Source organism: Pontibacillus chungwhensis BH030062, assembly GCF_000770675.1.
GTDB lineage: Bacteria > Bacillota > Bacilli > Bacillales > BH030062 > Pontibacillus > Pontibacillus chungwhensis.
In genome coordinates this window covers 98,138-120,883 of the sequence record NZ_AVBG01000009.1, presented here as the reverse complement: position 1 = coordinate 120,883, position 22,746 = coordinate 98,138, and the positions used below count along the sequence as shown (strand labels likewise).

Genomic DNA, 22,746 nt, shown 5'->3' with positions numbered 1-22,746 from the left:
TTCAATGTACACGCAAGACCTTTCGAGCGCCTATGTCATTCTAGATATATGAGAGGGAAGAAAAAATTATGCCTAATCGTAGATCTATAGAAAAACCCCCTCATCTTAGTACATGATGAGGGGGTTGGATTTATGCCTGTATAGAAGCAAAAGCTTTCTTAGTCGCTTCAATTGTTTTTTCAATGTCTTCATCTGTATGTTTGGTAGATAAGAACATTCCTTCAAATTGAGAAGGTGGTAAATAAATGCCTTCTTCAATCATAGCGCGGTAGTACTGCGCAAAACGATCTGTGTTAGACTTCTTCGCTGTATCATAGTTTGTCACGTCACCTTCGTTGAAGAAGAAAGCAACCATAGATCCAGCACGGTTCACCGTCAGAGGGATATGGTATGCTTCAGCCGCTTCTGTGAATCCTTCTACTAAGCGATCAACTTTTTGATTGATCTCCTGGTAAGAGGTTTCTGTTAATGCATTCAACGTTTCATAACCTGCCGCCATTGCAAGTGGATTACCTGAAAGAGTTCCCGCTTGATAGATCGGACCAGTCGGAGCAATCATCTCCATGATCTCCTTCTTACCACCATACGCACCAACCGGAAGACCACCGCCTATGACTTTTCCTAAACACGTTAAGTCTGGCGTGACCCCATAATAACCTTGAGCACAGTTATAATCCACGCGGAATCCGGTCATGACTTCATCAAAAATAAGCAAAGAGCCATGTTCTTCCGTTATGGTTCTAAGTTCTGAAAGAAATCCGTCATTAGGGGGAACAACACCCATGTTTCCTGATACAGGTTCTACGATTACACCCGCAATGTCATCACCATACTCATTAAAAGCATATCGAAGGCTTTCTACATCATTATAAGGAACTGTAATTGTATTCATAGCAATTCCTTCTGGCACACCCGGGGAATCAGGTAAGCCTAAAGTAGCAACACCCGAACCAGCTTTAATAAGTAAAGAGTCTCCATGACCATGGTAATTACCTTCGAATTTAAGAATCTTATTCTTTCCTGTATATCCTCGGGCCAGACGCAGCGCACTCATGGTAGCTTCTGTACCAGAGTTGACCATGCGCACCATTTCAATGGACGGCACACGATCGATCACAAGTTCAGCCAAATCATTTTCTAGCTTTGTAGGAGCACCAAAACTTGTCCCAAGTTCTGTGATCTCCTTCAAACGGGAAACAACCTTATCATCTGCATGACCTAAAATTAATGGTCCATAACTAAGAACATAGTCGATATACTCATTGCCATCGATATCATAGATTTTAGAGCCTTTCCCTTTTTCCATAAAGATTGGGTCCATCCCTACTGACTTAGAAGCACGAACAGGAGAGTTGACTCCACCTGGCATATACTCGACTGCCTTCTGATAAGCTTCCTTTGATTGATTCATCTCACGCATGACAACCACTCCTTTTTCTATTTATTACTCAGATAAGTAACGAGCTACATCTTTTGCAAAATACGTAATAATTAAATCTGCTCCAGCCCGCTTCATAGATGTTAGTTTCTCTAGTACAATTTCCTTTTCATTTACCCAGCCATTTTGTGCAGCCGCTTTAATCATGGAATATTCACCACTCACATTATAAGCAACTATTGGTAAAGGATAACGGTCTTTCATTTCTCTCATAATATCCAAATACGCCAATGCTGGCTTCACAATAAGAAAGTCTGCCCCTTCTTCTACATCAGATTGTGCCTCTCGAATGGCTTCAAGACGATTGGCAGGGTCCATTTGATACGCACGACGATCCCCAAACTGCGGTGAACTATGAGCCGCATCGCGGAAAGGGCCATAGAAAGAAGAAGCATATTTAACAGCATAGGACATAACAGGGGTATTCACAAATCCTGCCTCATCCAAACCACGACGAATCGCTGCAACAAATCCATCCATCATATTAGATGGCGCAATAATATCTGCACCCGCTTTCGCCTGACTAACTGCTGTTTCCACAAGAAGCTCCAGAGATTCATCGTTTACAATTTCCCCTTCATGAACGACACCACAGTGTCCATGATCCGTGTATTGGCAAAGACAAGTATCCGCTATAACGGTTAAGCTTGGAACATCCTGCTTTACTTGACGTATTGCTCTTTGAACGATGCCCGTTTCACAGTAAGCTTGTGTGCCTTTCTCATCTTTTTCATGTGGTACACCAAACAGAATCACAGAACGGATTCCAAGGTCTTCTAGCTCCTGCATTTCTCCCGTTAGCTGATCTAACGAAACTTGAAAAACTCCAGGCATTGAAGAAACTTCATTCTTTATATTCTCCCCTTCTACTACAAATATCGGGAAAATTAAGTCCTCTTTATTTAAATGGGTCTCCCGTACAAGAGATCTCATTGATTCTGTTGTACGAAGGCGACGATGACGTTTAAATTGTAATTCATTCATTAATCATCATTTCCTTTCTCACGAAAATAGCTTCCTAACGCTTCACACATGCCTTCAACTGTTTGATGATTTGGTATTATTCTATGTGGAAACCCGGCTTGCTCAGCCTCCTTTTCCGTGGTAGGTCCAATACATATACAAGGTAAGGATTGAACGGTTTCAAACAGAGAAGGTTCTATAAGCTGTTTAAAGGCTTTTACAGTAGAAGGACTTGTAAAGGTTAAGGCATCCATTTCATTTTCTTGTAATGCTTTATTAAAATCCTCTTTTATTTTAACATTTACACATGTTTCATACATAATTGCTGTTTCGACGTCCATATATGGTTGAATGGTTTCTACGACTTTCTGCCTGGCCAGATTCCCTTGAACGACTAATACTGCACCATTGTCTCGCTCATTTAAGAAAGCTTCTCCTAACGCTTCCCCTGTGTATGTATCAGGCATAAAGTCTGTTTCTAAATTGTAATAGGCTAATGTGTTTGCTGTTTTCCGCCCAACTGCAGCCATTGATCGCTCCTTTATAATGGACAGCGGGACTTGGTAACGCTCACATAACTCCATAAAAAAATGAACACCGTTTGAACTGGTGAATATGATCCACTTGAAGCTATGTAGACGTCTGAGTATATGCCTATTCTCTTCAGACGGAACGCTTTTAAAATAAAGAAGCGGAATTTCTACTGAAATCCCGCTCTGTTGTTCAATACAATTTGTAAAAGAAGCCGCTTGCTCAGCAGATCTTGTGACTAAGATCCGTTTCCCCTTCAGAGGAAACATTACTGATCGAGCTCCTCTCTCACAGCTTCAATAATTTCAGCTCCGCCTCGAGCTTTTATCTTATCCGCAGCCTCACGTCCTACCTCATATGGATCTTGGCCTCGAACTTCTTCTTTAAGAATCGTTTTGCCATCAGGAGTACCAACCATAGCCGTTAGGATAATATCGTCTCCTTCTAGATAGGCATATCCTCCGATCGGAACCTGACAACCACCATTTAGTAAATCTAAGAATGTGCGTTCTGCCATAACCGTACGATGTGTATACGCGTGGTTTAGCGTGTCCATCAAATCACGGATTTCTTGGTCGTCTTCGCGGCACTCAATCGCTAACGCGCCTTGCCCAACAGCTGGAACACAAACTTCTGGTTCTAAATATTCTGTGATGACATCATCCGACCAGCCCATGCGCTTAAGACCAGCTGTTGCAAGGACGATCGCGTCAAAATCTTCTTCTTTTAATTTACGTAGACGCGTATCAATATTCCCACGTATTGATTTAATTTTTAAGTCAGGTCTCGCTGCCAATACTTGCGCAGCACGGCGAAGACTGCTCGTACCAACGATAGCACCTTCAGGAAGATCACGAAACGCTACATTGTCATTTGCAATGTACGCATCACGATGGTCTTCACGAATCGGAATACATCCAATCGTTAACCCTTCAGGCGTTTCTGCCGGCATATCTTTCATACTGTGAACAGCCATATCAATTTCTTTATCATACATAGCTTGCTCGATTTCTTTCACAAACAAGCCTTTTCCACCGACTTTTGAAAGTGTTACATCCAGGATTTGATCCCCTTTAGTCACAATTTTTTTCACTTCATACTCATTTTGTGGTGCGATTTCTTTCAGTTTCTCAATCACCCAATCCGTTTGGGTTAATGCCAATTGACTCTTTCTGCTTCCGATTACGATTTTGCGCATAACAGTTCCTCCTGACAACATTTAAAAGTGAAAATTTGATAGAGAGCTAAATAAAAAGAAGTTCACTAATAAGAATAGAAAAGCTCCTGTGTTATAAAAAGCCATGGTTCGCCCCTGGTACCCTTTAACAACACGAAGGAATAAATAAATTAAGTAAATGAGTAAGACAACAAACGAACCTAACGTTTTGGAGTCATACCAGTAAAACTCATCTCCTGAGGTATATCCCCATACGAGCCCTAAAATAATGGCAATTAAAAGGAGTGGAACCCCTAGTATAACAGCCACATAAGAAAACGTATCCAATTTCCCCAAATCACCTAAACGTAACAACCTTTTATTCCACTTCTTTTCCTTTAACAAACGATATTGGAATAAATACATAAACGAAAATATACAAGAAAATGTGAAGAATCCATATGAAATGATGGCTAATGTAATATGTGTAGCCAATAGTTCACTAACCAACCGCATCGCCTTTTCAGTAGCGTCATACTGAGCACGGGTGAAAATGTGAAGCATCATCATAAAGAACCCTAATACGTTTGTGAAGAATATAAAGAAATCTATTCGGAAGAGACGATTTAGGATAAGTGAAAAAGTTACTAAAATCCATGCATAAAAATAGAGACCATCATATATGGTGACAATCGGAAAATGAGATTCTAATAAAGTTTGTCCTAATAAAAAAAAGGTTTGTAAAACCCAGACCATAGAAAGTAACCAGAAGGCAGCGCGGTTTGCCTTCCGGTTATTTTGAATAAAATCTATAAAGTACCCGATTAAACTCAGGCAATATACTACAATGATCAGTTCATATAACCATTTAAGATCGAACATAAGGAAATTCCTCTCCTAAGAATTAGCTACATTCGATGCTGGTTGAAAGGAAAATTTCCCATCAGATTCAAGGATGGCTTGTCTGTTTTTCTCATTTTGCTTTTGTATTTCTTGTTGAACTTCCTCTTCGATTCCAAAGATTTGCATAAACATATCTAAGTTCTGATCAGCATTAGGCTGAGCCGAATATTCTTTCGCTTGTAAAATCGGCTGTTTTAGCATCTGATTAATAATACTCTTCGTATGCTTACTTAAAACCTTCTTCTCTCGCTCTGTTAAATCAGGCATTTTCCGTTCGATACTTTTCATAGTATCTGCCTGTATAGTAAGAGCTTTCTGACGAAGAGCTGAGATTACAGGAACAACACCAAGGGTCTGCAGCCATTCTTTGAAAGCTACAATCTCGCCTTCAATCATTACCTCGATGGCTTCAGCCGCTTCCTTTCGAGCTTCTAAGTTAGCATCAACAATTCCCTGCAGATCATCAATGTCATACAAGAAGACACTATCTAGTTCATCAATTGCAGGGTCCAGATCACGTGGTACTGCTATGTCCACTAAGAATAAAGGAAGCCCTTTACGCTTTTTATGAGCCGCTTCCAGATGCTGCTTTGATAGTACGTAATCGTTCGCACCCGTTGAACTGATTAGAATATCCGCCTTTTCCAACACACTACTTAACTCACTAATTGGTTTAGCTTGACCACGGAACTGAGAAGCAAGTTGCTCCGCTTTCTCAAACGTACGGTTCATGACCGTTACTTGCTTCACACCGGATCCATGCAGGTTCTTAGCAGCTAGCTCGCCCATTTTTCCGGCACCTAAAATAACAACATGCTTATTCATTAAGTCACCAAAAATCTTCTTAGCTAGTTCTACAGCAGCATAACTTACAGAAACCGCGTTATCTCCAATCTCTGTTTCGTTATGAGAACGCTTCGCTAAAGTGACTGCCTGTTTGAACAGCTGATTGAAGATTGTACCTGTAGTACCCGCTTCCTGAGCACGTAAGAAGGCTTGTTTCATTTGCCCAAGTATTTGAGTTTCACCAAGAACCATCGAATCAAGTCCACAAGTCACGCGATACAAGTGCTCAAGTGCTCCATCTGATTCATAAATAGAAAGGAATGGTGAAAATTCCTCTTTATCTAAATTGAACCACTGGGATAGAAATTGTTTGATGTAATAACGCCCTGTATGAAGTTGATCTACTACCGCGTAAATTTCCGTACGATTACACGTAGAAATGATCACATTCTCTAACACGCTTTTCTGTTGATTTAACGCTTCCATGGCTTTGGCCAATTCCTCTTCTGAGAAGGTTACTTTTTCACGTATTTCAACAGGGGCCGTTTTATAATTTAAACCTGCAACTAAAATATGCACACCTTCACCCCCAAAAAAACTACAAAAATCTACGTCCATCTTTATACTCACTGCTTCTATTATAACACGAGAACCAAAGTCTCAATTCATAAAAATGTGAACAGTTATTGAAAGGTTATGATACGATATATCTATATAAAACTGAGTCGCAATTTGAAATAAATACCGTTAGTACCGTAACACAATGACCCTCAATTAGCAAGGAATGAGGGCTGTTTTTAGAGGAGGTAAACCATAGTGAAACGACAAAATACATTCAGTGGCCTCTTATTAATCGGAATAGGCCTCTACTTTCTTTTAAGAGAATTCCAAATCCCATTGCTCACCCAATTTTATTCTTGGCCTACAATCTTAATGATCATCGGAGTCGCCCTACTTTTACATAGTTATATAGCTATGGAGTATGACACCCTATTTTCAGGCGGCGTTCTACTAGGATTAGGGATCCACTTCCACGGACTGCGTAACTATTCCTTCTGGATCGACCATTGGGGAATATTCCCGCTTATTATCGGATTATCTTTTTTGTTAAGGTTTCAGAAAACACGAAAAGGAATATTTCCTGCTATTATCCTGATCACCCTGTCTCTGTTTGTGATATTCGCTTCCAATAAACCAGGCTGGTTCTACTGGATTAACGTCATCGTGCACTTCATCGAAACATTCTGGCCCCTACTCTTAGTCGGTTTTGGATTATACTTATTATGGTTTAAAAAGAAATAAGTTATACAAGTAAAAGTGCAGGCGTGGTATTAGAGACATGTAAGAACAGATGGGGCCTTTATGTAGTTGAGAGCTAGGGGTGGCTAGGGAACGACTCGCTTTCCGCGGGCGAGCTGTCGAGCCTCCTCCCTCACTTCGTTCAGTCCGGGGTCTCGTCGACCTCTTTCTCCCGCAGGAGTCTCCCCGTTCCCCAGCCACCCCTTGCCATTTATAGTACGAACGGCCCGCTGCTTGAGCGTTTTTGATGCCTAATTCAATCTACATGTGTGTTGTTTCCGTATCTCTCAATATGGAAAAGGTGGGCCTGGAAACTGCGAGACTCCCGTGGGCAGAAGAGCCTAGGTGAGACCCCGGAGACCGGCTTTGCCGGGTGAGGAGGCTCACCAGCTCCCCACAGGAAAGCGAGTGGTTTCCAGGCCCACCTTATACTCAACTAAAGTTAACGGAAACATTCTCTCAGCTTCGAGTCTTCTGCATTTGATGAAATACGTGTTCGTTGAACATAAACGATACAAAAGAAGTCCTCTACTATAAGTAGAGGACTTCTTTATTTCATTATTTTTTTAGATAAGGCTTAATAATACCCCATGCTTCATCTTTTCCTTCACCAGTTTCTGATGAGAATGGCAGAAGCTTATCTTCTTCTTCCATTTCAAGAACATCGATGATGCGTTTAAGCTGCTTGGCACGTTGGCCTTTTTTGATTTTGTCTAACTTCGTTGCCACTACGGTTACAGGAAGTTCATAGTGTTTCAAGAAGTCATACATCAATTGATCATCTTCTGAAGGGTCATGGCGAATATCAACGATTAACATCGCCATACGCAAGCGTTCACGTGTGGAGAAATACTCTTCCATCATTTTTCCCCACTTCGCTTTTTCCTTCTTCGAGACTTTCGCATAACCATATCCAGGTACGTCTACAAACATGAAGGATTCATTTATTCTATAGAAATTAAGTGTTTGGGTTTTACCTGGTTTTCCAGAAGTACGTGCTAATGCTTTTCGTTGAATCATTTTATTAATAAATGACGATTTCCCCACATTAGAACGTCCTGCCAGAGCAATCTCTGGCATTGGGTCTTCCGGATATTGTTGCTGACTAACGGCGCTTATAACAAGTTCCGCTTGATTAACTTTCATGAATTATTTCTCCTCTACTAGTGCATGTTCTAACACTTGATCCAAATGAGTGACCGGGATATAGGTTAACCCTTCACGCACACTCTCTGGAATATCTTCTAGGTCCTTTTCATTTTCCGCTGGCATAATAACGGTTGTCAACCCAGCACGATGAGCACTTAGTGATTTCTCTTTGAGTCCACCGATAGGAAGAACACGACCTCTTAACGTAATTTCACCTGTCATGCCTACTTCTTTACGAACCGGACGTTCTGTAAGCGCAGATACTAGTGCTGTTGCCATTGTAATACCAGCTGACGGGCCATCTTTCGGTGTAGCGCCTTCAGGTACGTGAATATGGATATCGTTTTTGTCATGAAATTCAGGGTCAATGTTAAGCTCCTCAGCTCTTGAGCGGATGTAACTAAAGGCTGCTTGAGCTGATTCCTTCATTACGTCTCCAAGCTTACCTGTGAGCGTTAGCTTCCCTTTTCCTGGATACAAGGAAACCTCTATAGCAAGAGTGTCTCCTCCAGCCGACGTGTACGCAAGACCTGTTGCTGTTCCTATTTGGTCTTCTTTCTCAGCTTGACCATAACGGAAAATTGGCTTTCCTAACAGCTCTTCTAACTTTTTCTCCGTAACCACCACACGCTTCTTGTCTTCTGCTACCACAATCTTAGCAGCTTTACGACAAACAGCAGCAATTTGGCGTTCTAATCCACGTACCCCAGCCTCACGTGTATACTGGCGGACTAGCTTAAGTAAGCCTTCCTCCCTGAACTGAAGCTGGCTTTTCTTTAAGCCATTTTCTTTTAGCTGTTTAGGAAGCAGATGTTCTTTCGCAATATGAAGTTTCTCAACTTCTGTGTATCCTGCTATTGAGATGACTTCCATACGGTCTAAAAGAGGACCTGGTATGGTTTGCATATTATTTGCTGTAGCAATAAATAGAACGTTTGAAAGATCATACGTCTCTTCAATGAAGTGATCACTAAATGTACTGTTCTGCTCGGGATCAAGTACTTCCAGCATAGCAGAAGATGGGTCTCCACGGAAATCACTTGCCATTTTATCGATCTCGTCTAATAAGAAGACAGGGTTAACTGTCTCAGCGCGCTTCATCCCTTGGATAATGCGACCCGGCATAGCCCCTACATACGTACGACGGTGTCCTCGAATTTCCGCTTCATCCCGTACGCCACCAAGGGAAGCTCGTACGAAGTTACGATCCATTGAACGTGCAATAGACCGGGCTAGAGAAGTTTTACCCACACCAGGAGGGCCAACAAGGCAAAGAATCGGGCCTTTAATGCTGTTTGTAAGCTTCTGTACAGCTAAATACTCAATGATTCGTTCTTTCACTTTCTCTAAGCCATAATGATCAGCATCAAGCACCTCTTCAGCGTGAGGGATATGCAGATTGTCTTCCGTTTGTTCTGTCCAAGGTAGAGAAAGGATCCAATCAATATAATTTCTAATTACTGAGCTCTCAGCTGAACTACTAGGGATTTTTTCATATCGATCCAGTTCTTTTAAGGCTACTTTTTGAACTCTTTCTGGAAGATTAGCTTCTTCAAGCTTAGCTTTAAGCTCTTCAACCTCTCCTGATTTGCCATCTTTATCACCAAGTTCTTTTTGGATGGCCTTCATTTGTTCACGAAGGTAGTATTCTTTCTGAGTACGTTCCATTGAACGCTTAACACGCTGTCCAATTTTCTTCTCAAGTTGCATAACTTCCTTCTCATTATTTATGAGATCAATAATATGCTCTATTCGATCTGGAACATGGATCATTTCTAGTACTTGTTGTTTGTCTTTAATCTTTAAAGGAAGATGTGAGGTTACGATATCAGCTAAGCGGCCAGGGATATCTATATCTTGTACAGAAGAAAGCGTCTCATCACTAACCTTCTTAGACACTTTTATGTACTGTTCAAATTGTTCCAGGAGCTTTCGCATAAGGGCTTGTTCTTCTAAACTCTCCCCGTGCGTTTCCTCCATTTCTTTAATTTCAGCCATTAGCAATTCTTCGTCTTCATCATCAGTGTGGTTGACTAGTTCCGCACGATACAATCCCTCTACTAAGATCCTTATTGTACCATTTGGAAGTTTAAGCATTTGCTTAATCTTAGCCATTGTTCCCACTTGATATATATCATTCTCTGTTGGTTCATCAATATTTGTTTCTTTCTGTGCAGCTAAGAAAATAGTATGGTCTTGAACCATAGCTTTCTCTACTGCGTTAACTGATTTATCGCGACCCACATCTAAATGCATGACCATTGATGGATAAACTAATAGTCCACGTAATGGAAGGAGGGGGATGTGAATGGTATTTGGCTTCGTCATTTTTCTTGCACCTCCATGAAATTCCATAATAGAAAAGAGAAAAGAGAGCCTGCCATATAGACAATGCTCTAAAACTCATCAAACATATGGTTCTTTAAAAGTATAATGAAAACCATTTTCTTTGTAAAATGTTTCATTTGCGCGATTGGTTTTATGAGGATTGAGACGACCTCTTTTCAACGAATCGCTTATCCTTCAATAACGATTGAACATCCCCATGTAAAGCCAGTGCAAGCGCTTCTTGTATATGGGTTACAGGTACGATTTGAACCCCTTCTATTTGATTAAACATCTCTTGGTTATTCTCAGCAGGAATTAATACTTTCGTAGCACCAGCTCTTTTCGCTGCCTTGATCTTAGCCATTACTCCACCCACCGGTTTTATATGGCCATGAATACTAATCTCCCCTGTCATCGCGACGTTATAACGTACCGGAAGCTTATGAATAGCAGAGTAAATTCCAAGAGCCATAGCCACACCCGCTGAAGGACCATCGACAGGAATGCCTCCTGGGAAATTGACGTGAATATCGTATTCATGAGCCGGAACACCTAAAGAACGAAGAACAGTGATTACATTTTCGATTGATCCTTTAGCCATGCTTTTCCTACGTATTGATTTACTTTGTGTACCTATACTTTCTTCTTCAGCAATTCCAGTAATGTTAATGGTTCCTTGCTTTGAGGTAGTTGGGAGAACAGTAACTTCAATCTCAAGCAGCGACCCTGAATTAGGTCCAAAGACAGCAAGCCCATTCACAATACCAATTTGGTCCCGATCCCCGATTTTCTTATCATATCTAGGTGCTAGCTGAGAGGCATCTACGACCCATTCAATATCCGCTTTGGAAATGATCGTTCGACCTGCTTTTTTGGCAATACCCGTAGCAATCTGGATCATGTTGACAGCTTCACGTCCATTACGTGCATAGCCTGCTAACGTTTCTAAAGCATCTTTATCTGAAGTAAATTCAATCTTTTCCGCTGCCCTTTTAGCTACTTCAACAACCTCTTCATGCTCAAGTTCTCTAAAGAAAACCTCTAAACAACGTGAACGAATAGCAGGAGGAATTTCTTCAGGCCGCCTTGTAGTTGCTCCAATTAAGCGAAAATCTGCTGGCAGACCCTTCTTAAATATCTCATGGATATGTAAGGGGATTTGCTGATTCTCTTCACTATAATATGCACTTTCAAAGTAAACCTTCCGATCCTCCAGTACTTTAAGTAACTTATTCATCTGAATAGGATGTAATTCCCCAATCTCGTCAATAAAAAGAACTCCACCATGTGCATTGGACACAGCCCCTTGTTTAGGTTGAGGAATCCCAGCTTGCCCCATCGCACCAGCCCCTTGATAAATCGGGTCATGAACAGATCCTATTAAAGGATCTGCTATACCTCGTTCATCAAATCTGGCTGTAGTTGCATCTAACTCAACAAATACAGCTTCTTGACGAAACGGAGAATCTTTATATTGTTTTGCTTCTTCAAGCACCAGACGAGCCGCAGCTGTTTTCCCAACCCCTGGAGGGCCATATACGATCACATGCTGTGGATTTGCACCACATATTGCAGCTCTTAATGCTTCAATTCCATCCTTTTGACCAATGATATCTTGGAAAGTTCTAGGACGAACTTTCTCTGACAGAGGTTCAGAAAGTGCAATTTGACGCATTTTCCCTAATTCAGCCATTTCTTTTTTTGACTCTCGATCAATTGTTACTTTTTGAGAACGTTGATTTTTTAATAGGTTCCAAAAGTAAAGACCAATAACAATCCCAAAAAACAGTTGCACAAATAAGACGATACCCGCTAATGTCATAAAGATTCCTCCTGTACCATACATCTTTTATGTTATCAGCTAGTATCTCCTCAAATAGTCACATTAAACCCAATCATTAAAATCCAACTCACGAAAAAGCATTAACAATTAGTGGCTTTCTAACAAAAATAATCCCGGTACATAGACCGAGATTGTAATGAACGAGAGAGGTTCTCCATATAGGAGAAACCCCTCTCTTTAACTTATAATGAACGTGCTCTTTGGGATAGATGAATTACGCACTCTCTTTAGGTGTTTCATTCTCATCTTGTACTGTACCATCGTTAAAAACAAGCTTAGGACGACCGTTTTCTTTCGTCACGGTGTCAGCCGTAATAATACACTTATCGATGTCTTCACGAGATGGTAATTCATACATTACATCTAACATAATGCCTTCGATGATCGAACGCAGACCACGGGCACCTGTTTTACGTTCAATTGCCTTACGAGCGATCTCACGTAGCGCTTCTTCTTCGAACTCAAGCTCCACATGGTCAATTTGGAATAGCTTCTGGTACTGTTTCACTAAAGCATTCTTAGGCTTTGTAAGAATCTCAACTAACGCATCTTCATCAAGAGATTCTAGCGCACCAATTACCGGAAGACGACCGATAAACTCAGGGATTAAACCATAGCGTAACAAGTCCTCTGGAAGTACTTTAGTAAGAACTTCTTTCTTCTCCATATCTTCAGCGGTTTCTTGTTCAGAGCCAAATCCAATTACTTTCTTACCAAGACGACGCTTTACAATCTGGTCAATTCCATCAAAGGCACCACCAACAATGAATAATACATTGCCCGTGTCGATTTGAATAAATTCTTGATGAGGATGCTTACGTCCACCTTGTGGAGGGACACTTGCAACAGTTCCTTCAAGAATTTTTAGAAGGGCTTGTTGCACACCTTCACCAGAAACGTCACGTGTAATGGATGGGTTTTCAGATTTACGTGCTACTTTATCAATCTCATCAATATAAATAATTCCTTTTTCGGCTTTCTCAACATCATAATCAGCTGCTTGAATTAATTTAAGAAGGATGTTCTCAACATCTTCCCCAACGTAACCAGCCTCAGTTAGAGACGTAGCATCTGCAATTGCAAATGGTACATTTAAAATTCGAGCCAATGTTTGCGCAAGAAGTGTTTTACCACTACCTGTAGGTCCAAGCATTAAGATGTTACTTTTAGCAAGTTCTACGTCGTCGGCTTTCGTAGCAGCATTAATACGCTTATAGTGGTTATAAACCGCTACAGAGAGTGATTTCTTAGCATAGTCTTGCCCTATTACATAATCATCCAGAATTTCATTGATTTCTTGAGGTTTCGGAACCTCTTTGAACTCAACTTCTTCTTCGTTACCTAGCTCTTCTTCTACAATTTCTGTGCACAATTCAATACACTCATCGCATATATAAACCCCAGGTCCAGCAACTAGTTTGCGGACTTGATCTTGAGTCTTACCGCAGAAAGAACACTTTAGTTGTCCTTTCTCTTCGTTAAATTTAAACATGCATTTCACCTCACAAAGTATATGTCACACTAAATCTATAAAAAACCTTTACAACCATTGGTTAAACATCCAAAACCTTTCTTTACGACATCATACCAAATATCATGAGTCACTAAAAGTAAAAAAGCTTCCTGGTCGGAAGATTATCTCACTTCCATTTGTATTCATTATGTACGTGAGTGTATGAATAGTCAACATATGTGCAGTAATCCAAAAGTATGTGTGGGCTGGAAATAAAGATCCAATATACAGCTGATTTAGTATATATGTATTTTTCCATAGTTGGACTCATTCCATACTCCAAAAAGGAATTTATTATATGTAAAAACAAGGCACGAACAAATCGCGCCTTGCTTTCATTAACCTAAACAGCTGAAAGTCAAAAGACTTTCTTATGCCGTTTTACTTTCAGAATCTAAGAAGTCAATAGCTTTCTTGATCTTAAGATCTTCTTCAACTGCTTCTGTGTTGCCACCAAGCATTTGCTTAAGGTTGTCAACATCAGTCTGGTACATAGCAGCCATGTTCTCAAGCTCTTGGTTGATATCTTCTTCTGTAACTTCAACGTTCTCAGCAGTAGCAATTGCTTCAAGAACAAGATTCGTCTTAACGCGCTTACCAGCATCTTCTTTCATTTGCTCTTTAAGTGCGTTTTGATCTTGACCTGTGAACTGGAAGTACATATCTAACGTCATGCCTTGCATTTGAAGGCGTTGCTCGAATTCTTTCATCATACGGTCAAGCTCAGTATCAACCATAGCTTCAGGAATTTCGATTTCTGCGTTATCAGTAGCTTTATTTACAAGCTCTTCACGCTTAGCGTTTTCAGCTTCCTGATCTTTTTCTTGTTGTAGACGCTCTTTCGTTTTCTTCTTAAGTTCATCCATAGATTCAACTTCTTCGTCGACATCTTTCGCGAACTCGTCGTCTAATTCAGGAAGTTCTTTTGCTTTAATTTCGTGAACTTTTACTTTGAATGTTGCTTTCTTACCAGCAAGGTCCTCAGCATGGTATTCTTCTGGGAACGTAACTTCTACTTCTGTTTCTTCTCCAGCAGATTTACCAACAAGTTGCTCTTCGAATCCTGGAATGAACTGGCCAGAACCGATTTCTAACGAATAGTTATCAGCCTGTCCACCTTCAAATGCTTCGCCATCAACGAAACCTTCAAAGTCCATAACAACAGTGTCACCGTTCTCTACAGTGCCTTCTTCTTTAACAACTAATTCAGCTTGCTTTTCTTGTTGTTGCTTAAGTTCGTTCTCAACGTCTTCATCTGTAACTGTAGTATCTTGAGCTTCTACCTCAAGACCTTTGTACTCGCCAAGTGTTACTTCTGGTTTAACCGTTACTTTAGCAGTGAAGATTAAGTTTTTCCCTTTTTCGATTTGCTCAACATCTACTTCAGGACGATCCACTGGAGTAATTCCTGTTTCGTCAATTGCGTTAGAATACGCTTCTGGAAGAATGATATCTAGCGCATCTTGATATAGAGACTCTACACCGAAACGCTGTTCGAAAATTGGACGAGGTACTTTCCCTTTACGGAAACCAGGTACCTGGATATCTTTAACTACTTTTGTGAATGCTTTGTCTAAGGCAACCTTAAATTCATCAGCATCAACTTCAACTGTAAGTTGACCTTCATTACCTTCTAATTTTTCCCATTTTACAGACATGATTTTCCCTCCAACATCTATTTTTCATACATTAATCGTTCATTAAATGTTCTTAAGTTTTGTAACAAAAGAGTGAATGCGTAATTTGCAACCACCTTATTATAACATAATCTATTGTGCTTTCAACAATCTTCTATTAGCTTGAAAGCGTATATGCTTTACAGTTTATTCCTCATCCAACACAGCAAAGTATTGACTCTCATAATACACGATCTGTTCTTTCCAAGCTTCCACTTCTTCTTGTTCTATGTACTGGTGGAAAGGGTACTCATGATCCTCTAACTGTAGAGATGACGAACCTAGCTCATAAAAGGCTTTTGCCAACCCAGGTAATTCATGATCTTCAGGCATGATAGGAAAACGAACATACATGTAACGGAATACGAGCTGTTGAATAAACTCAAACAATGTAGGATTGTCTTGCTCCACCCGTTCTAATAAGTATAACAACTGCCTTGCGGAAGTGTGAGAAAGGATGTCAGATAGCTCTACAGGATTGACCATGATTTCCTCTCCGAGCTTTTTCACCGAAACTTTCCGATCTACTCTTTGCTCTTGCATCCATTGGACAAGCGCCGTCTTTATAACGGGTTCTATGTCATCTTTTGTTAAGTAAGGAGCTATTTCCGTCATAAAAGGCTGAATATCTTGTTTCCGAAGCATAGAAAGAAGCTGCCATTGTTTTTTTACATTATGTGTATCAAGAGCAATAAGTAATTCATCGACTGCCTCAATATTTTCTGTTCTGGTTTCATCTGTACGAAGGTTTTCAGTTATATCATAAAGTTGCCAGAACTGTTTCCGAAGATCTTGAGGAATGTCTTCCGATTTAAACACTTCATCTAGCAAATCAAGCAATTCTTCATACTTTCCTGTTTGGAATAAAACCGTTAAATAGATATGTAAGTATTGAAAATAATGTTCTTCGTCATCTCTCATGAGTTTTTGACACAGTTCTTCTACTTCTTCGTACTGCCCCAATTCCATCAGGCAAATCAGTTTGCCTGTCATAATCTCTGAATTTGCCGCCTCAAAATCAATGAGTTTGTTAAAAGATTGAAGTGCTTCTTTATAATTCTTTTCTTTTAGAGCGGCCAATCCGTCTTGCTCTAATGAAGATTTCCATTTGGGAAATATGACGACATCAGCCTTTTCATGAGTCATGATCCATCCTCCCTCTATTCTTATCACTTATGTAAGTTAACCAACCCTCTTTATCCGCTATCAAGTCTGCTACTCAACTTGATTCGATATAAACAACGAATCTCCTTTTATCTATTCTTTAGGGATTCTTTCCTCTTCTTTAAGGATACTGAAGTACAAACAAAAAATCTAGTTTGACGAATGAAGTTTTACGCTACAGTATCTCCACTTCCCTCTCGTTGTATACACGGAACTGCATATCGTAAATAAGTTTTGGATATGTAAAAAAAAGACTCTAGGAAGATCCTAAAGTCTTTTTCGAAACATTCTATGTCCCAGGAGGGATTCGAACCCCCGACCTACGGCTTAGAAGGCCGTTGCTCTATCCTACTGAGCTACTGGGACGTGATATAAGAAAAATCAAAAGATATTATTATATATGATTTTTGTAATAAAAATATGTATTATGGAGCGGGTGATGGGAATCGAACCCACGACATCAGCTTGGAAGGCTGAGGTTTTACCACTAAACTACACCCGCACGGTTATTTTTTTGTTCCATCTGTCGAAGCGAACAAAATTTATTATAAGGACTATATAGAAATATGTCAATACATTTTAGGCAGAAGATTTAACTTCTGCCTAAAAAAGTTGTTTCATATGTTAAACCGGGGATTACTTCTCCTTGATCATTATAAAACTGTACTCGAACAGATTGCTCCTCATTCCAGCTTACAATCGCATACGTTTTTTCAGGATGGTTCCTCGGCAAACGAATACTACCTGGATTAATAAACAATTTACCATCGACCATTTCAGCACCCGCAATGTGTGAATGGCCAAAGCAAATAATTTGAGCACCTCGTTCTTCAGCACGATAAGATAAAGGCATTAATGTCGATTTCACACGAAATAGGTGGCCGTGAGTTACAAAAAAAGACATATTTTGTATAGATTCTTGTACTTCTTCCGGATACTCGTCATCGAAGTCACAGTTTCCCTTCACCTTGATGTAAGCATCCATTTCAGCAGATTTGTAATCTAATTCCGAGTCTCCACAATGAATCATGCCATCTACTTCATGCGCATGACGGTCTTTTAGAAGCTGAACTTCTTCAGTTAATCCATGACTGTCGCTCACAATTAATACACTAGGCATGAGTTATCTCTCCTTATGAGAATAATTGGTGTATTTTGTCTTCCATTTTTGATAGCGCTTGACTCCTATGGCTGATTTTATTTTTCTCATCAGCTCCTATTTCTGCCATGGTCGCTGTGTAACCATCAGGGACAAAAATAGGGTCATAACCAAATCCACTTCCCCCTTGAGGCTCTTCTAGGAGGTGACCTTCACATGTTCCTCGTTCGAAGACCACACTTTGACCAGGTATACTAAGAGCCAATACACAAACAAAACGTGCTGTTCGATTGTTTTCCCCTTTTAATTCTAATAAAACTTTGTCGAGATTTTTTTGATCATCTTTTGGTTCACCGGCATAGCGCGCTGAATACACACCCGGACTACCATTCAATGCATCAACTTCAAGACCTGAATCATCTGCAATAACCGGTACATTTAAAATAGAAGAAATTGTTCTCGCCTTTAATTCAGCATTTTCTTCAAATGTTTCACCAGTCTCCTCAACTTCTGGGAGATTGCGGTCCAGGTCATCGAGTGATAATGTTTCTATATTATATTTCGAGAATAATTGACGAAATTCGCGAACTTTCCCCTCATTATGCGTAGCGACAATTATTTTTTTCATAATGTCTCTCCCCTTATTACTGGTTGCGATTTCGATCGATATGGGCACTCCATTCACCTATAGCTTCTTTCTGTTGGTCAAACAGTTCCCCAATTCCTCCTTGGGCTAATTCAATCATCTTCTGCAGCTGCGGATATGAGAATGTGGCCTCTTCTCCAGTTCCCTGGAGTTCGACAAATTCTCCATTACCTGTCATGACCACGTTCATATCTACCTGAGCTTTAGAATCCTCTTCGTAACAAAGATCTAATATTTCCTCACCAGTAGGCAATACGCCAACAGAAGTGGCTGCAAGGAAATCTTTAATAGGTAGCTTTTTAATTGTACCTTGTTTTACAAGCTTCCCAAAAGCAAGAACCATTGCCACAAATGCTCCCGTAATAGAAGCCGTTCTTGTTCCTCCATCAGCTTGAATTACATCACAATCTACCCATAACGTACGCTCACCGAATTGCTCAAGGTCAACTACCGCTCTTAAAGAACGTCCGATTAGGCGCTGAATCTCCATTGTCCGTCCTGTTACTTTCCCTTTTGAAGATTCCCTGATATTTCTCTGTTCAGTTGCTCGAGGTAGCATGGCATACTCTGCTGTAACCCAACCTTTGCCCTGACCTCTCATAAAAGGAGGAACACGGTCTTCTATACTTGCATTACAAATCACTTTAGTTTCTCCAACTGTAATTAAGACAGATCCTTCTGGGTGCTTCACATAACCTGTTTCAATATGTACCTGTCTTAGTTCATTTTCATTTCTTCCATCCGTTCTCATGTTACGTCCTCCTTCACTTAATCCTAGCTCATCTTAACATATTTCGAAGCAAAAGTTTACTGTAGTACCATGTCTGTTGAAGACGGTTGTTGATTTTTAATCTGTTCCATATAAGCCCCCGGGAGACTCGAATTTGAGATAATCCAGCTGGAAGGGGCCACAGGAAAGCAGGTGGTTTCCAAGATCACCTTACACTCAATTAAGGCAAGGGGATAAAAGCATAGTTATTCAAACGATAACCACGAAAAAAGAGGCTTCTTTGGATGCCTCTTTTCTCGTTTTATAGTATATGCTAAATCAGCTTATTAAAATCGACCTGTATTTACCATTTCAGGACGAGTAACTGGTTTTGTGAAAGCATTTCCTTCTTCATCATATAACTCTTCAAAGTCTTTAACCTTTACAGACACCGCTTCTACATTCTCATCTTCAGTTAAAGATAAGACAAGGGAATCCATGACTTTTTTCGAGATAATCGATTGATCTTCAAAGTTGCTTAAAACATTTTCGTTGAATGTCAGAGTCAAAACTCCATCTTTGACGGTCGGCTCTTCTGTTAACTGCACACCATCGTTAAATACATTTAAAAGGTCTCCCTTATAACCAGGGCCATTCACAAGAGTTTGTATAATGGTTTCGTATTCACTCTCCGCTGCACCCTCTACACGTTTCGTAACTGGAACATAGTAAAATTGGTCGTCTTGCTGGGCAGGGTAATAAACGGTCACCGAACGACTATTGGAGATATCCGCTACATCTCCTGTTTCAAGATTGATGCCGTTTGCTCGTGAATATCCGCTAGAAAGTGGAGTGTTGTTGACTGGCATAACCTCAGTATCATAACCGTTAATTTGAAGTTTAATCCGGTCTACATTCTCAAACTGAGTGAGCGTGTAGGTCATAGATTGCAAGATTTTTAGCTCATCTTCGGGACGGTATTCTATAAATTCTTTAGATACATCCACAACCAAGGTACCATCTTCTAATAAATCAAGACCATTTACTTCTGTACCTGAAGGGAGTACCGCTTGGAATCCATTTGGCAAGAAGTCTGTTACAGGACCTCCCTTAACCAGGTATTGAAGAACTTGTTTGGCAACATCGTTCGTTTCCGGCTTAGGAAGAGGCAACGTTTGAGGAACGACCATGCCATTTTCATCTAATAAATATAGTTGGCGGGCCACAGTCTCAACTTTGATTACCTCCGTGTTATCTGTTTGCCCCGCGTTCACACTCTCCTCTAATACCGCGCCCTCCCCTTCCACATCCTCTTGTTGTGGGTTATCCATTTCTTTTAAAGATTGCTCCCCTTGAAAGACACACCCTGATAATAGAGCGACACTAGTGACAAGACTTCCACATAATAAAGCAGCACGCTTCCGCATGTTTTCCCCTCCTATGATGGTTTGTACTACTATATATACGAGCTATCTAACAAATTAGACCAACAATTACGAAAGACCACCTAAACAAAAGGCTCGCCTTATGTTTGATGTCCTTCCATATATCCCTCTTATATGGAAGACTTGAAGTTGAGATATTTCAGCAGGAAGGGGCCTTTACGTTTATGAGTGCTTGGTCTTGCTCGGGGACAACTCGCTTTCCTGCGGGAGTTTCGCAGTCCCCGAGCAAGACCTGGCGTTAAAGGGGTGAAAGGCCTAGAAGTTCGGGTCAGGAGATCTAATGTAAAACTATACGGCGGAATGTTTCCGTTCACCCTAACACGGAAAAGGTGGGCCTGGAAACTGCGAGACTCCCGTGGGCAGAAGAGCCAGTCTAGTTCCGGCGTGGAGGACCTAGCGTGATAAGTCATCTTTTTTACAAAGGCTAGTCGCCTTTTCCAAAAAGCTGTCTTATCCGGCCCCACACGATGTGGGGTCGTTCGATGTTGTCACAGGATGTGACGATCCTAGTCGAACTTCCTTTTATCCCTAGGCACCACGCCTGCACTTTTCAATCTAGGTGAGGCCCCGGAGCCTGGCTTTGCCGGGTGAGGCTCACCAGCTCCCCACAGGAAAGCGAGTAGTTTCCAGGCCCACCTTATACTCAACTAAAGCCAACGGAAACATTCTCTCAATTTCAAGTCTTCAATATTACTCCCTAAAGAGAAAAAAATCAGTCTACCCTTCCTAAGGGTAGACTGATCGTTTAATCACCAAGTGTAATGGTTCCTACATGGGAAATTCGTTCTTCAAACCAAGTATCGGCTATATCCCTAAATAAGTTTGCGTCACCAGTAGTGTAAAATTTATGACGTGGTGGACGATTACCCTCGTATAGCCTTCCATAATAGTCAAGGATTACACTTACTTCCTGGGCTGTTTCGTCTCCAGATGAGATTACTGTAATGTCATCTCCCATCACTTTCTGAATTGTTTCTTTTAATAAAGGATAATGAGTACACCCTAGTATCAGGGTATCAATATGATTCGCATTCTTCATAGGTTCCAACGTCTCTCTTACAACGTGTTCGGCTTTATCTCCCCTGAACAACCCTTGCTCAACTAGGGGAACAAACGGAGGGCAGGATAGAGCATTAACCCAAATATCAGGGTTAATGTGTTGAAGTGCATTCGTATAAGCTTTACTTTTAATGGTGCCTTCTGTTCCGATTACACCTATATGTAAGTTCTTAGATACTTTAATGGCTGATCTTGCCCCTGGTTGGATTACACCTATTACTGGAATGTCTAATTGCTCTTTCAGTTGTTGCAATGTGAAGGCAGTTGCCGTATTACATGCAATCACTAGCATTTTAATTTTCTTAAGTTGCAAAAAACGAACCATTTCCCAGGTGAAGTTAACGACTTCCTCCTTAGGTCTCGGTCCGTAAGGGCATCTCTTTGTATCTCCTAAATACACAAATTCCTCTTTAGGCAATTGGCGCATTAACTCTTTAGCTACAGTTAACCCGCCTACACCTGAATCTATAACCCCAATTGGTTGGTCCAAATTGATCGCCTCTATTCGTCATTGCTGCTTTTTTCTTGTTGCTGTACATCTATCATCTCTGTATGCATGCGTTGTAAAAACCCTTGCAAGCTATCAACTTCCTCATTAGAAAAACTACGAAGAACCTGATCTAAATATGCCTGTCTCTTATCAATTACTTCTTGTATTATGGATTCGCCTTTATCAAGAAGATGAATGAGGACAACACGTCGATCTTTTGGATTCCTCACTCGTTCTACAAGTTCATTTTTCTCCATTCGATCAATGAGGTCTGTCGTTGTGCTGCAAGCTAAGTACATTTTATTTGATAATTCACCAATCGTCATATCCCCAGATTCCAAAAGCCATTGTAAGGCCACGAATTGAGGAGGAGTAATAGGGTAGTGATTTAAAATTTCTCTACCTGTTTGTTTAATGATTCCAGATATATGACGTAATTTCTTCTCCACATCTGCAATCTTGACTTCTGTCGTCGTAACCTTGTCCAACTTGTTACCTCCCGAGAGTCCTAATGTAAATATCCTACGTTCATTGTTACGGTTTTCGAAA

The 22,746-nt window shown here is 40.6% G+C and carries 19 protein-coding genes and 2 tRNA genes; 1 reads left to right on the top strand and 20 read right to left on the bottom strand.

The window, feature by feature from the left end; genetic code table 11:
- Window positions 1–130: 130 nt before the first annotated feature.
- From hemL to hemA, 6 genes are read right to left on the bottom strand one after another with little or no spacing between them, the layout of a single operon-like run.
- Entirely contained in the window at window positions 131–1,420 is a 1,290-nt protein-coding gene (gene hemL, locus N780_RS12630; RefSeq protein ID WP_036784630.1) for a glutamate-1-semialdehyde 2,1-aminomutase, read from the bottom strand.
- 24 nt (window positions 1,421–1,444) lie between these two features.
- Entirely contained in the window at window positions 1,445–2,422 is a 978-nt protein-coding gene (gene hemB, locus N780_RS12625; protein WP_036784627.1) for a porphobilinogen synthase, read from the bottom strand.
- On the bottom strand, window positions 2,422–3,201 hold the full coding sequence (locus N780_RS12620) for a uroporphyrinogen-III synthase (protein WP_036784625.1): 780 nt from the start codon (window positions 3,199–3,201) through the stop codon (window positions 2,422–2,424). The genes hemB and N780_RS12620 overlap by 1 nt, the downstream gene beginning before the upstream one ends.
- Complete coding sequence (gene hemC, locus N780_RS12615) at window positions 3,201–4,130, bottom strand: hydroxymethylbilane synthase (RefSeq protein ID WP_036784622.1); 930 nt, start codon at window positions 4,128–4,130, stop codon at window positions 3,201–3,203. The genes N780_RS12620 and hemC overlap by 1 nt, the downstream gene beginning before the upstream one ends.
- Before the next feature lie 21 nt (window positions 4,131–4,151).
- On the bottom strand, window positions 4,152–4,970 hold the full coding sequence (ccsA, locus tag N780_RS12610) for a cytochrome c biogenesis protein (protein ID WP_036784619.1): 819 nt from the start codon (window positions 4,968–4,970) through the stop codon (window positions 4,152–4,154).
- A gap of 15 nt (window positions 4,971–4,985) precedes the next feature.
- On the bottom strand, window positions 4,986–6,356 hold the full coding sequence (hemA, locus tag N780_RS12605; RefSeq protein WP_036784617.1) for a glutamyl-tRNA reductase: 1,371 nt from the start codon (window positions 6,354–6,356) through the stop codon (window positions 4,986–4,988).
- A gap of 237 nt (window positions 6,357–6,593) precedes the next feature.
- Here hemA and N780_RS12600 point away from each other — a divergent pair, with 237 nt between their 5' ends.
- A complete protein-coding gene (locus N780_RS12600) occupies window positions 6,594–7,079 on the top strand; it encodes a LiaI-LiaF-like domain-containing protein (RefSeq protein WP_036784614.1) in 486 nt (161 codons plus the stop codon).
- 555 nt (window positions 7,080–7,634) lie between these two features.
- Here the strand turns inward: N780_RS12600 and yihA are convergent.
- The 14 genes from yihA to N780_RS12530 all read right to left on the bottom strand — a co-directional run bounded on the left by yihA (window position 7,635) and on the right by N780_RS12530 (window position 22,685).
- The gene (yihA, locus tag N780_RS12595) at window positions 7,635–8,222 is read right to left on the bottom strand and encodes a ribosome biogenesis GTP-binding protein YihA/YsxC (RefSeq protein WP_036784612.1); all 588 of its coding nucleotides are present in this window, start codon (window positions 8,220–8,222) and stop codon (window positions 7,635–7,637) included.
- Between the two features lie 3 nt (window positions 8,223–8,225).
- Window positions 8,226–10,553, bottom strand: coding sequence for an endopeptidase La (gene lon, locus N780_RS12590; protein ID WP_036784609.1), 2,328 nt, complete (start codon window positions 10,551–10,553; stop codon window positions 8,226–8,228).
- Window positions 10,554–10,704: 151 nt separating this feature from the next.
- Complete coding sequence (gene lonB / locus N780_RS12585) at window positions 10,705–12,375, bottom strand: ATP-dependent protease LonB (RefSeq protein WP_036784606.1); 1,671 nt, start codon at window positions 12,373–12,375, stop codon at window positions 10,705–10,707.
- A gap of 235 nt (window positions 12,376–12,610) precedes the next feature.
- Complete coding sequence (gene clpX / locus N780_RS12580; RefSeq protein ID WP_036784604.1) at window positions 12,611–13,888, bottom strand: ATP-dependent protease ATP-binding subunit ClpX; 1,278 nt, start codon at window positions 13,886–13,888, stop codon at window positions 12,611–12,613.
- 392 nt (window positions 13,889–14,280) lie between these two features.
- Complete coding sequence (gene tig / locus N780_RS12575) at window positions 14,281–15,567, bottom strand: trigger factor (protein WP_036784601.1); 1,287 nt, start codon at window positions 15,565–15,567, stop codon at window positions 14,281–14,283.
- Between the two features lie 165 nt (window positions 15,568–15,732).
- Entirely contained in the window at window positions 15,733–16,731 is a 999-nt protein-coding gene (locus N780_RS12570; protein WP_036784599.1) for a tetratricopeptide repeat protein, read from the bottom strand.
- A 310-nt stretch (window positions 16,732–17,041) separates the two neighbouring features.
- A tRNA-Arg gene (locus N780_RS12565) sits at window positions 17,042–17,115 on the bottom strand.
- A gap of 62 nt (window positions 17,116–17,177) precedes the next feature.
- Window positions 17,178–17,251, bottom strand: a tRNA-Gly gene (locus N780_RS12560).
- Window positions 17,252–17,341: 90 nt separating this feature from the next.
- Window positions 17,342–17,869 carry a metallophosphoesterase gene (locus N780_RS12555; protein ID WP_036784597.1) on the bottom strand — a complete coding sequence of 176 codons (528 nt, stop codon included), beginning with the start codon at window positions 17,867–17,869 and terminating at the stop codon, window positions 17,342–17,344.
- A gap of 13 nt (window positions 17,870–17,882) precedes the next feature.
- Window positions 17,883–18,476: an XTP/dITP diphosphatase gene (locus N780_RS12550; protein WP_036784594.1), complete on the bottom strand. Its 594-nt coding sequence runs from the start codon at window positions 18,474–18,476 to the stop codon at window positions 17,883–17,885.
- A 16-nt stretch (window positions 18,477–18,492) separates the two neighbouring features.
- Window positions 18,493–19,245, bottom strand: a complete 753-nt coding sequence (gene rph / locus N780_RS12545; protein WP_036784592.1) for a ribonuclease PH — start codon at window positions 19,243–19,245, stop codon at window positions 18,493–18,495.
- Between the two features lie 305 nt (window positions 19,246–19,550).
- Window positions 19,551–20,630, bottom strand: coding sequence for a GerMN domain-containing protein (locus N780_RS12540; RefSeq protein ID WP_036784591.1), 1,080 nt, complete (start codon window positions 20,628–20,630; stop codon window positions 19,551–19,553).
- Window positions 20,631–21,393: 763 nt separating this feature from the next.
- The gene (gene racE, locus N780_RS12535) at window positions 21,394–22,197 is read right to left on the bottom strand and encodes a glutamate racemase (RefSeq protein WP_036784588.1); all 804 of its coding nucleotides are present in this window, start codon (window positions 22,195–22,197) and stop codon (window positions 21,394–21,396) included.
- 11 nt (window positions 22,198–22,208) lie between these two features.
- Window positions 22,209–22,685, bottom strand: coding sequence for a MarR family winged helix-turn-helix transcriptional regulator (locus tag N780_RS12530; protein WP_036784586.1), 477 nt, complete (start codon window positions 22,683–22,685; stop codon window positions 22,209–22,211).
- Window positions 22,686–22,746: the final 61 nt, after the last annotated feature.

Excerpts from the sequence above, each read along its gene's own strand:
- hemL (WP_036784630.1), bottom strand. The coding sequence starts at position 1,420 with ATGCGTGAGATGAATCAATCAAAGGAAGCTTATCAGAAGGCAGTCGAG.
- hemB (WP_036784627.1), bottom strand. The coding sequence starts at position 2,422 with ATGAATGAATTACAATTTAAACGTCATCGTCGCCTTCGTACAACAGAA.
- N780_RS12620 (WP_036784625.1), bottom strand. The coding sequence starts at position 3,201 with ATGTTTCCTCTGAAGGGGAAACGGATCTTAGTCACAAGATCTGCTGAG.
- hemC (WP_036784622.1), bottom strand. The coding sequence starts at position 4,130 with ATGCGCAAAATCGTAATCGGAAGCAGAAAGAGTCAATTGGCATTAACC.
- ccsA (WP_036784619.1), bottom strand. The coding sequence starts at position 4,970 with ATGTTCGATCTTAAATGGTTATATGAACTGATCATTGTAGTATATTGC.
- yihA (WP_036784612.1), bottom strand. The coding sequence starts at position 8,222 with ATGAAAGTTAATCAAGCGGAACTTGTTATAAGCGCCGTTAGTCAGCAA.
- lon (WP_036784609.1), bottom strand. The coding sequence starts at position 10,553 with ATGACGAAGCCAAATACCATTCACATCCCCCTCCTTCCATTACGTGGA.
- lonB (WP_036784606.1), bottom strand. The coding sequence starts at position 12,375 with ATGACATTAGCGGGTATCGTCTTATTTGTGCAACTGTTTTTTGGGATT.
- clpX (WP_036784604.1), bottom strand. The coding sequence starts at position 13,888 with ATGTTTAAATTTAACGAAGAGAAAGGACAACTAAAGTGTTCTTTCTGC.
- tig (WP_036784601.1), bottom strand. The coding sequence starts at position 15,567 with ATGTCTGTAAAATGGGAAAAATTAGAAGGTAATGAAGGTCAACTTACA.
- N780_RS12570 (WP_036784599.1), bottom strand. The coding sequence starts at position 16,731 with ATGACTCATGAAAAGGCTGATGTCGTCATATTTCCCAAATGGAAATCT.
- N780_RS12555 (WP_036784597.1), bottom strand. The coding sequence starts at position 17,869 with ATGCCTAGTGTATTAATTGTGAGCGACAGTCATGGATTAACTGAAGAA.
- N780_RS12550 (WP_036784594.1), bottom strand. The coding sequence starts at position 18,476 with ATGAAAAAAATAATTGTCGCTACGCATAATGAGGGGAAAGTTCGCGAA.
- rph (WP_036784592.1), bottom strand. The coding sequence starts at position 19,245 with ATGAGAACGGATGGAAGAAATGAAAATGAACTAAGACAGGTACATATT.
- N780_RS12540 (WP_036784591.1), bottom strand. The coding sequence starts at position 20,630 with ATGCGGAAGCGTGCTGCTTTATTATGTGGAAGTCTTGTCACTAGTGTC.